Genomic DNA, 10,574 nt, shown 5'->3' on the forward strand with positions numbered 1-10,574 from the left:
CCCTCACCCGCCCCGCCCCGGCCCGGGGGGGCCCCGCCGGTATGCCCCCCGCCGGGGGCGTGGGCGGGCCCGGTAGGGCCCGCCCCTCTCGCTCTACGCCGCCGGGGGGGGCCCCTTCCGGGTGAGAGGTCACCGTACGAAGTTACTGGAGGCTGGACTACTGGAGTTCGGCGACTCCCTGGTCGGCGCCCAGCCATTCGGCGATGAGCGCGTCGAGCGTGCCGTTCTCGCGCAGCGCGTCGATCGCGGCGGTCACCGCGTCGGTCAGCGGGCTGTCCTTCGCGAGCAGCACGCCCCACTCGTCGGTCGCGCCTTCGATCTCGGGGAGCGAGCCGACGATGACGCCGCCGTCGAGTTCGACGCCCGTGATGTAGAAGGCGGTCGGCACGTCGACGACGATCGCGTCGACCTGGCCGCTCTCGAGCGCGAGCTTGGCGTCGTCGTTGCTGTTGAAGACCTGGGCACCGGCCGTCGGCTGGATGATCTGCTCGACGGCCGCGAGGCTCGTCGTGCCGGTCGCCGCGCCGATCAGCAGACCCTGCAGGTCGGCGATCGAGGTGGCCTCGGCAGCCGGGGAGCCTTCGATCGTGATGACCGCCTGGTCGGCCGCGTAGTACGGCGACGAGAAGTCGACGGATTCCGCGCGCTCGGGGGTGATCGTGTACTGCTGAAGGTTGAAGTCGAAGGCCTTCGGGCCGGGCGCGATGGCTTCGTCGAAGCCGGTGCGCACCCAGACGACATCCTCGGCGGCGAAGCCGAGCTCTTCGGCGATCGCGTACGCGACGGCGGCTTCGAAGCCTTCGCCCGACTCGGGCGCGTCATCGATCACGTAGGGGTAGTAGGCGGGCTCGCCGGTGGCGATCGTGAGCTTGCCGTCGGTGACGTAGTCGCTGCCGGCATCGGCGGCGGTCTGGCAGCCGGCCAAGCCAGCGGCGAGGGCGAGAACGCCTGCCGTAGCGGCCAGGCGGGTGAGCGTGCGGGACATGGGGCCTCCAAAGGATGTGCTGTGGCACCATTCTGCCGCGCGACGCGTCGTGCGTGCCGCGAGGTGTCGATTCGTGACGCCGTTACGCTGTTCGAGTGCTGGCGATCGTGAGGAGCCCGATCGCCCTATGGGCCGGATTCGTGCTCGCCCACCTGTGGCTCGGGATGCTCGCCCTCTACGCCCCGGGTCAGCCGATCGGCGATGTCACCTCGGTCTACAAGTTCTGGATCGTCGACTACGCGTTCGAAGGCCACGGCTGGGTCGGCATCGACACGGTGTGGGTCTACCCGATCCTCGCGATCGTGCCGATGATCGCCGCCGCCGCGCTCGGGCCCGACCTGTACGCGAGCACCTGGCTGAGTCTGGTGATGCTCGTCGACGCGATCGCCTTCGCCGTCACCCTCACGATCGGGCGCCGATACGGGAGCACGCACGCGGGCTGGTGGTGGCTCGGCTTCCTCGTCGCACTCGGGCCCGTCGCGGTCGGGCGCATCGACTCGATCACCGTGCCCCTCGCCCTGCTCGGGATGCTCGTGGTGGTGACCCGGCCCGCGCTCGGCGGGGTGCTGTTGACGGTCGCCGCGTGGACCAAGGTCTGGCCCGCCGCGCTCGTTGCCGCCGTGGTCGTCGCGCTTCGCGACCGGGGGCAGGTCATCATCGGGGCTGCGGCGACGACAGCCACGGTGCTCGCCGTCGCGCTCGCTCTCGGTGCGGGCGGCAACGTGTTCAGTTTCATCTCCCAGCAAGCCGATCGGGGTCTGCAGATCGAATCGGTGGTCGCGACCCCGTGGATGTGGGACGCGACCCTCGGCAGCGGACACAGCCGGGTGTACTACGACACCGCGATTCTCACCTTTCAGCTGCGCGGCGACGGGGTGCAGGACGCGGCCGCGGTAGCGACGCCGCTTCTCGCCCTCGTCGCCCTGGCGCTGCTCGGTCTCGGAGTGCTCGCCACGCGTCGCGGTCGCAGCCCCGGGGAGGTGCTGCCGCCGCTCGTGCTCGCCCTCACGGTCGCGATGATCATCTTCAACAAGGTCGGGTCTCCGCAGTTCGTGACCTGGCTCGCGGTGCCCGTCGTGTTCGGACTGATGACCGCGGCATCCGGGGTCGGCCGGTCGTTCCGGGTGCCCGCGGTGCTCGGGATCGCGATCGCCGCGCTCACCCACGCCTTCTACCCGTACTTCTACTACCTCCTCCTCGGAGTGCCGCAGCTGTCGATGGTGATGGTGCTGACGGCGCGCAACCTTCTCTATGTCGCCCTGTTCGCCTGGGCGGTCGTTGCGCTCGTCGACGTGGTGCGTCGCCCGCGCGATGAGGCCGAAGATCTGAGTGAGGGCGACGCGGCGTTAGATTGGATGAACGCTCGACGGTGAGTCCTCCGCTTTCTCGATCGATCGGCTCTCTCGCCCCATGACCACCCTGTCGCCAACGCGCGTGCGCCTGGCTCTCCTCGCGCTCGCCCTCGGCGGCTTCGGAATCGGGGCGGCAGAGTTCGCGGCGATGGGCGTTCTTCCCGAGATCGCCCGAGACCTGTTGCCCGACCTCGCGGTGAGCAACCCCGAGGAAGCGATCGCCCGCGCGGGCATCCTGATCTCGGCCTACGCCGCGGGCGTCGTCGTCGGTGCCCCCACGATCGCAGTGGTGGCGGCACGGTTTCCCCGCAAGGGCCTGCTGCTGGCTCTCGTGATCGCGTTCACGGTCGGCAGTCTCGCCTCCGCGCTAGCGCCCACCTTCGAACTCGTGGTGGTCGCGCGGTTCATCGCGGCGCTCCCCCACGGCGCCTATTTCGGCATCGCCGCCCTCGTCGCGGCGTCGCTGATGGGGCCGGGCAAGCGCGGGCAGGGCATCGCGCTCGTGCTCTCGGGGCTCACGATCGCGAACGTCATCGGCGTACCCGCCATCACCTTCCTCGGGCAGAACGCGGGCTGGCGCGCGGCCTACCTCGCGGTCGCGGCGATCTTCGCGCTCACCGTCGTGGCAATCATCCTCGTCGTGCCGAAGCTGCCCGGTGACCCGGAAGCCACCGTTCGGCGGGAGCTCGGCGGATTCACCCGCCCCGCCGTCTGGCTCGCCCTGCTCACCGGCGCGCTCGGCTTCGGCGGCCTGTTCGCCGTCTACACCTACGTTGCGCCGCTGACGACCGAGGTCACGATGCTGCCGGCTGTGATCGTTCCGATCGCCTTGGTCGTGATGGGTGTCGGCATGACGCTGGGCAACTTCTTCGGCGGCCGTCTCGCCGACCGCGGCGCGCTCCGTGCCGTGTTCCTCTGCTTCGCGCTTCTGGTTGCCGCGCTGCTCGGGCTGGCCCTCACGGCACCGACGATCCCGGGACTGTTCACCGGCCTGTTCGCGGTGGGGTTCGCCTCGGCGGCGATCTCGCCCGCCATCCAGACCCGCCTCATGGATGTCGCGGGCGACAGCCAGACCCTCGCCGCGGCTGCCAACCATTCGGCGCTCAACATCGGCAACAGCATCGGCGCACTCCTCGGCGGTGCCGTCATCGCCGCAGGCTTGGGCTACGTCGCACCCACCTGGGTGGGGCTCGCGCTGTGTCTCCCCGGCATCCTGTTCGCCGTTCTCGGCGGACTGTTGACCCATGGTGAAGCGAAGCGCCGTCGCCGAGACGACGAAGCGCTGATCATCCCGACCGGGGCCTAGTTAGAAGCTGCCCGTCGGGTTGTCCTGAATGAGGATGCCGTCCTGAATGGCGCGCTTCCGCAGCGCCACCTTGGTACCGACGTCGATTCCGGCGACCCGGTACTTCTCACGGATGCGCTTGAGGTAGCTCTTGGCGGTCTCTTCCGAGATGCCGAGCTGGTAGGCGACCGCCTTCACCGGTTCGCCGCCACCGTAGAGCGCCATGACGCGGCGCTCCTGCGCCGAGAGCTTCGGGGCACCGCCGATGTCGGCGGCGTTGAGCGCGAGGTCGAGTTCGGCCGAGATGAAGCTCTCGCCCTTCGCCGCCGCGCGGATTGCCTCGATGATCATGTCGACCGGTTCGCTCTTGACGAGGTAGCCGAGAGCGCCGGCGCCGAGGGCCTCGCGCACGACGTTGGGCTCCGAGTAGGTGCTCATCAGCACCGTGCGCACGCCCGTAGTCTTCAGCGTTGAGATCTTGAGGGCGACCGGCAGGTTGTCCTTCAGGTCGAGGTCGAGCAGCACGACGTCGACCGGAAACTCGGGATGCGTCAGCAGTTCGGGCCAGGTGGGCACCGCGGCGACCACGTCGATGTCGTCGGCGGTGCTTCGGATCCACTCCGTCAGCGCGCCGAGGATCATGCGGTGGTCATCGACGAGCGCGACACGAATCGGAGCGGCCACGGGGATTCCTTCCGTCAGGGTGCTCATTGGTCGGCCGGATTGTCGACGATGCATTCGATATCGACCCGCAGACTCGCGTCCTGAGTGGAGTCAGAGTATCGTCCGATCCTGCCGATCGCGTCCCAGACACCCGAATCGACGCGGTTTCGCGGAACGCCGGTCGACGTGATCGTGATGGGGACGGCGATCTTGTGCTCGGGCACGTCGGGGGTGCCGGGAACGACCGGTCCGATCTGGATGTTGACGGTGCGCGCCGGTCCGCGCCGTCGCGGGTTGGCTGCCGAGGGCACGTCGGCGACGAGCAGCCAGGCCGCCGAGAGCAGCCCGTCGCGCTGCGTCGGATCGAGCAAGCCGGCGAGACTCGATTTGTCGGAGAGAGTCACCGACTTGCCGAGCTGCTCCGACTCGCTGATCGCGTGGTACAGCCAGGTCTCCCGACGGCCCTCGATGAGGTGCAGCCGCAGTTCGGTCGCGAGCTGGGCGGCGACCGAGGCGTTCTTCGGGGTGAGCGGCAGCTTCGTCTTCTCGTTGGCGACGGCATCCAGCAGCTCCTCGGCGGCGAGGTCGAGACGCGCGAGCTCCTCGGAGGCAAGCATTCCCACCGCGAAGCGGGGCGCAGAAACCGTGCTCTGCACGAGCACCCGGTCGAGTTCAACTTGCACCATGCGGCGGAAGCCCTCGACGATCACGACGCCGATGACCGGCGGCAACACCGATCCGGCGATCGCGGTGATCTGCGTTGCGATCCACGTCGCGTCGGCGAACGCGCCGACCGGGGCGTCGAGGAATATCACGACGACGAGCGCAACGCCCAGCACACCGGCCGCTGCGAGGATCTCGATCGACCCGCGCAGCGCGACGAGTACGAGCAGCGCCATGCCCGCGGTGAGCGCTGCGGTCGCGTACCCGCCGATGTCGCGCAGCTCCCAGATCGCGATGACATCGAGGGCGAAGGCGATCGCGAGTCCGGCGAGGAAGAGCCCGAACATCCAGTCCGGCAACCGGTCGCCGCTCACCCGCGACATCACGATCGCTCCGACGAGAATCGCGGCGAGCACGATCCAGGCGGCGAGGGCGGCAAGCGGCTCGGGGTAGACCTCCCATTGGGAGGCGAACCAGATGAGGCCGTAGACGGCGCGCAAGGCGACAACGATGACGGCGCCGAGGCCGAGGAACGCGGTGCCGAGGCTCGCGCGGTGGGCGCTCGCGGCGCGGCTGAAGCGTCGTGCCGTACTACTGACGGCTCGACGCGCGTTGCCCACAACGACGCCGAGGGTGTTCTCTTCGGGGCGCGAGAAGGTGATCGTGTCGTTTCTGCTCATCCGCGCGGCACCTCCAGCGCGACCGTCGTACCCGAGCCGGGGGCCGAGAACAGGCGCGCGTTGCCGCCCACTTCGCGCAAGCGCGCGACGACCGATTCGGCGAATCCGAGCTTCGCCTCGTCGATGTCGGCGATGTCGAACCCGACCCCCGCGTCGGTCACCAGGGCGCGCACCATCGTCGCGTCGTCGGTAATGGTCACGTGAGCTTCGGTGACTCCCGAATGCCGGCGAACGTTCTCGAGGCACTCGGCGAGCGCGAGCAGGAATGCGTCGAGCACGTCGCTCGGCAGCAGTACCTGACCGGTCCCGTGCCACGAGACCTTGAGCCCCATGCGCCCGAACCGCTGTTTGACCGACTCGAGGGTCGTGCCGAGCACCGTCTCGTCGGGTTTCACGACCGGCATCGAACCGGTCTCGGTCGGAGGGGTCGGGCCCTGGCCGAGCCGCAGTTGGCGCAACAGGCGGGCATCGTCGGCAGCCTGTTGGCGCAGGGCGTCGGGTTTCACGCCGACCCCGGAGTGGGCGAGCAGGGTGAGCGTCGCCAGCACGGTGTCGTGAAGCAGCCGCGCGCCCTGACGGCGCTGGGCTTCGAGTTCGCTCGCCTGCCGTTCGGCGCGGTGAGCACGGCCGATGCTCGCGATGCGTTTGGCCACCTGGGGCACGCCCGCGCTGATCCACACGGCGATGAGGGTCGCGAGCCCCCAGCCGACGAGCACCGTGCCGCCGCTGCGAAGCGCCTGCGCGGGAGTGTCGATCTCGGCGAAAACGACGACGGCAACCCCGCTCAATGCGCCGACGACGAGTAGGGCGATCCGCGGGACGCTCGTGGTGAGGACGAGCGCGAGCGCAGCGAGTCCGGCGGCGGTGACGTGGATGATCGCGAGGGATGCGGACAGCGTCGGCGGGGGCGAGAGAAGGGCGATCGCGGCGACGATCCCGGTGCCGGCGACGAGCGCGACGATCGGCCACCAGATCGAGCGGCTCAGACCCACCCCGACGAGGGCGGCAGCGAGGATCAGGTAGAGCGGGATGCCGATCAGCAGAGCCGGAAACGGCACGGCGCCGGGGAGCACGAAGCACAGTGCCGAGACCACGGTGAAGCTCAGGCCGTAGACGCGGGCGCTGCGCTGGAGGAGACGGTCTCGCTCCCTACTGATCAGATCCATGCTGTGGGTAATCGTGACACACCGTGGCACGCGAATGGGGGGTGCCACGCGGATGCCGGGAGTACGATCCTGGGGAACAGTTTCATCGCACTGCTGGGGTGCAGAGGGGTGTCAAACAGCCACGTACACCTGGGGGTGTTCGAGAGCCGCGATCTTCACGGGTCGCGTCTCTCGCCGTCGGTTTCGTCGGGGACCTACGCGGTGGGCAATCCGCAGTACGCCGCGAAGAATGCGTAGAAGTCCCCCCGCTGCTCGTCGGTGACCGGCAGCATCCATCGCGTCTGGCCCGTGGTCGCGGCGGTCACGTACAGCGGAATGATCGTGCCGACCTTGTCTTCCATCAGCGCGTGCGGGTCGCAGCGATTCGGGACGAACGGGATGCGCACCTCGAGCGGTCCGTCGGCATCGATCGTGATGCCCAGCTCGACCAGGTCGTTCGCCTGCCCGTCGATCGATGGTTGCAGCAGCGTCGTGCCGCCGACCGCGTCGAGCGTCACAGCGCCCGCCGCACCGGTCGGCTCGACCGCGATCACGAGGATGGCGGGGGCCACCCCCTCCGGCACGATCACCTCGCGCGGCGTGAGCGTCGCGATGGCGGCGATCTCTTCGGCCAGGCACGCCTCCCGGTGGAGCCGGGGGAGGAGGTCGAACGGATCCTCGACCTTGAGCTCGGCGACTCCTGTCACGTCGCCCGCGACATACTCGATCGTCGCGACCGGCAGGGTGTCGGCGTCGCAGCTCACCTCGGGCAAGGGTGCGCGCAGGTCGAGCGCGAGACCGGCCGGGACGGTTGCCGAGTTGTTCGGCCAGACCGTGTCGGCGACGAAATCGGGCGACGAGAGCCGAGCACCGACGACCTCGAGCGGTTCGTCGGTGCCGTTGCGCACCTGAATCGCGAGCCGGTTGTGCACGATGTCGGTGCGCGGTTGGTAAACCATCACCGTCACGTCGGCCGAGAGCACCGGGGCATTCGGGGTGCAGCCGGCGAGCAGACCGCAGGAGAGCAGGCCTGCGGCGAGAGCCACGCCGACCGCTCCCCGGCGCGTCATTCCGCCAGCAGCCTGCGGATTTCGGCGCCCACGAGCGCGTCTTCGATGAGGAAGGCGTCGTGGCCGAACTGAGAGGTGATGACAACGGGCGCGTCGCCGTCGATGTTGCCAGGGAGGTGCTGCGCGATGACCTCTTGCCCGGCAACCGGGAACAGCCGGTCCGAGTCGATGCCGAGAACGAGCGCTTTCGCGGTGACGCTCCCGAGCGCCGCCGCCACCCCGCCGCGATCGCGCCCGACGTCGTGGGAGTCCATGGCATCCGTCAGCACGAGGTAGCTGTTGGCGTCGAAGCGGCGGGTGAACTTGTTGCCGTGAAAGTCGAGGTAGCTCCCGACCGCGAACCGGCCGCCGCCGCCGAGCGGGCTGATGCCGCTCTGCCAGGAGCGCTCGAACCGGTCGTTGAGTTCCGTCGGCGACCGATAGTTGAGCAGTGCCATCCGCCGGGCGAGGGCGAGGCCGCGGTGCGGTCCTTCACCCTCGGCGGCGTCGTAGTAGTCGCCGCCGTGAAACGCCGGATCCATGCGGATCGCCTCGGCCTGCACCGAGTTGAGGGCGATCTCGTCGGCGCTCGACAACGGGGGAGCTGCGAGTACCGCGATCCGCTCGACGCGCTCGGGATGCCCGACTCCCCACTCGAGCACCTGCATGCCGCCCATCGAACCGCCGACGACGAGCGCCCAGCGGTCGATACCGAGCAGGTCGGTGAACGCCGCTTGCGCGGAAACCTGGTCGCGGATCGTCAGGTACGGAAAGCGCGGGCCCCACTCCGACCCGTCGGGGGCGAGTGACGCCGGACCGGTCGTGCCTTGGCAGCCGCCGAGCATGTTGGGTGCGACGACGAAGTATCGGTCGGTGTCGAGAACCTTGCCGGGGCCGACGAGTCCCGACCACCACCCGGCGGTCGGGTGACCCGGGCCGGCCGGGCCGACGAGGTGGCTGTCGCCGGTGAGCGCGTGCAGCACGAGAATCGCGTTGGACCCGTCGGCCGCCAGTTCACCCCAGGTCTCGTAGGCGATCGTGACGTTCGGGATGCCGCCGCCGCGTTCCAGCGCGAGGTCGCCGATGACGGCGAAGCGTCGGTTGCCCGGATCGTCGCCTTCACGCCATGCGCCGGTCGCCGGCGGCTTGCCCGCCACTCGGCGTCGCTGGGACTCCGTCACGAACGCCGACGGCGCGGCGTCCTCGGGAGTCTGCCAGTCCATCGTCCTGATTCTGGCGCAGAAAGTTCCGTGTTACAGCCTCGGCCGACCCGGCGCCCGCGGGTTCGGTCAGACGGACGCGTTCGCGGCGCTCACCTTGCGGGCGGCGGCGAAGCCCGCCTCGAGGTCGGCCTTGATGTCGTCGATGTTCTCCAGCCCGACCGAGAGACGCACGAGGCCGGGGGTGACACCGGTCGTGAGCTGCTGCTCCGGGGTGAGCTGGGAGTGTGTCTTCGAAGCCGGGTGAATGATGAGCGAGCGCACGTCGCCGATGTTGGCCAGGTGGCTGAACAGGGTGACGCTCTCCACGAGGGCGCGGCCGGCATCCACCCCGCCTTTGAGTTCGAACGACAGCACCGCTCCGACACCCTTCGGGGCGTACTTGGCGGCCACTTCGTACCACGGGCTCGACGGCAGCCCCGAATAGTTGACCGACGCGACGTCGGGGTGGTTCTCGAGCCACTCCGCGACGGCCTGCGCGTTTTCGACGTGCCGCTCGATGCGCAGCGAGAGCGTCTCGATGCCCTGGATGAGCGAGAACGCCGTGTCGGGGGCGATGGCCGCTCCGGTATCGCGCAGCAACTGAACCCGAGCTTTGATGACGTAGGCAATCCCGTCGCCGAGCACGGCGGTGTACGACGCTCCGTGGTACGACGGGTCGGGCTCAGTGAGTCCGGGGAACTTGTCGACGTGTTGCGACCAGGGGAATCGGCCGCCGTAGACGATCACGCCTGCGATTACCGTCCCGTGCCCGCCGAGGAACTTCGTCGCCGAGTGAACGACGATGTCGGCACCGAACTCGAACGGACGGATGAGGTAGGGGGTCGCGATCGTGTTGTCGACGATGAGCGGCAGATCGGCGCGGTGGGCGACCTCGGCGACGAGCTCGATGTCGAGGATGTTGATGCGCGGGTTGCCGATCGTCTCGGCGAACAGCAGTTTGGTGTTCGGGCGGATCGCGGCCTTCCACTCCTCGGCGTCGTCCTGGTTCTCGACGAACGTGACCTCGATGCCGAGCTTCGCGAGGGTGTACTTGAAGAGGTTGTAGGTGCCGCCGTAGATCGAGCTCGACGAAACGATGTGGTCGCCCGAACTCGCGATATTGAGCACGGCGTAAGTGATCGCCGACGATCCCGATGCAACCGCAAGAGCGGCGGTACCGCCCTCGAGCGCGGCGACGCGCTGCTCGACGACATCGGTCGTCGGGTTCATCAGGCGGGTGTAGATGTTGCCGAACTCGGCCAGCGCGAACAGGTTCTTGGCGTGGTCGGAGTTGTTGAAGACGTAGGAGGTCGTCTTGTAGATCGGAGTCGCCCGGGCGTTGGTCACCGGGTCGGGCTTCGCGCCGGCGTGGATCTGCTGGGTCTCGAACTTCCAGTCCGACATGGGGTGCTCCTTGGAGATGGATGGCAGGTGGTCTGATGGCGACAGTAGGCGCGGCGGCACACGATGTCGAAGCCGCCCGAAACCCGAGGTAATACGCGGGTCGCTCAGCGGGCAGAAATGGCAGTTCCGGGTGCCGGGGAACAGCC

The 10,574-nt window shown here is 68.9% G+C and carries 9 protein-coding genes; 2 read left to right on the forward strand and 7 right to left on the reverse strand.

Annotated elements, in window-relative coordinates:
* Positions 1-157: 157 nt before the first annotated feature.
* Positions 158-985: an ABC transporter substrate-binding protein gene (locus tag RMO30_RS10180; protein ID WP_309712860.1), complete on the reverse strand. Its 828-nt coding sequence runs from the start codon at positions 983-985 to the stop codon at positions 158-160.
* A 95-nt stretch (positions 986-1,080) separates the two neighbouring features.
* Between RMO30_RS10180 and RMO30_RS10185 the strand changes: the two genes are divergently transcribed.
* Both RMO30_RS10185 and RMO30_RS10190 read left to right on the forward strand, forming a co-directional pair.
* The gene (locus RMO30_RS10185; RefSeq protein WP_309712862.1) at positions 1,081-2,358 is read left to right on the forward strand and encodes a glycosyltransferase 87 family protein; all 1,278 of its coding nucleotides are present in this window, start codon (positions 1,081-1,083) and stop codon (positions 2,356-2,358) included.
* A 37-nt stretch (positions 2,359-2,395) separates the two neighbouring features.
* Positions 2,396-3,643, forward strand: a complete 1,248-nt coding sequence (locus tag RMO30_RS10190) for an MFS transporter (RefSeq protein WP_309712865.1) — start codon at positions 2,396-2,398, stop codon at positions 3,641-3,643.
* Here RMO30_RS10190 and RMO30_RS10195 read toward each other — a convergent pair whose 3' ends face one another.
* From RMO30_RS10195 to RMO30_RS10220, 6 genes are all read right to left on the reverse strand, one after another.
* Entirely contained in the window at positions 3,644-4,306 is a 663-nt protein-coding gene (locus RMO30_RS10195; protein WP_309712867.1) for a response regulator transcription factor, read from the reverse strand. It abuts the gene before it with no gap.
* 23 nt (positions 4,307-4,329) lie between these two features.
* Entirely contained in the window at positions 4,330-5,628 is a 1,299-nt protein-coding gene (locus tag RMO30_RS10200; protein WP_309712869.1) for a hypothetical protein, read from the reverse strand.
* Entirely contained in the window at positions 5,625-6,794 is a 1,170-nt protein-coding gene (locus RMO30_RS10205) for an ATP-binding protein (RefSeq protein WP_309712871.1), read from the reverse strand. Before RMO30_RS10205 ends, RMO30_RS10200 begins: the two co-directional genes overlap by 4 nt.
* A gap of 194 nt (positions 6,795-6,988) precedes the next feature.
* Complete coding sequence (locus tag RMO30_RS10210) at positions 6,989-7,843, reverse strand: hypothetical protein (protein WP_309712874.1); 855 nt, start codon at positions 7,841-7,843, stop codon at positions 6,989-6,991.
* Positions 7,840-9,045 carry a homoserine O-acetyltransferase gene (locus tag RMO30_RS10215; RefSeq protein ID WP_309712877.1) on the reverse strand — a complete coding sequence of 402 codons (1,206 nt, stop codon included), beginning with the start codon at positions 9,043-9,045 and terminating at the stop codon, positions 7,840-7,842. The genes RMO30_RS10210 and RMO30_RS10215 overlap by 4 nt, the downstream gene beginning before the upstream one ends.
* 66 nt (positions 9,046-9,111) lie before the next feature.
* Positions 9,112-10,428: a bifunctional o-acetylhomoserine/o-acetylserine sulfhydrylase gene (locus RMO30_RS10220; RefSeq protein ID WP_309712881.1), complete on the reverse strand. Its 1,317-nt coding sequence runs from the start codon at positions 10,426-10,428 to the stop codon at positions 9,112-9,114.
* Positions 10,429-10,574 lie beyond the last annotated feature (146 nt).

It is taken from the genome of Pseudolysinimonas sp., assembly GCF_031389465.1.
Classification (GTDB): domain Bacteria; phylum Actinomycetota; class Actinomycetes; order Actinomycetales; family Microbacteriaceae; genus Pseudolysinimonas_A.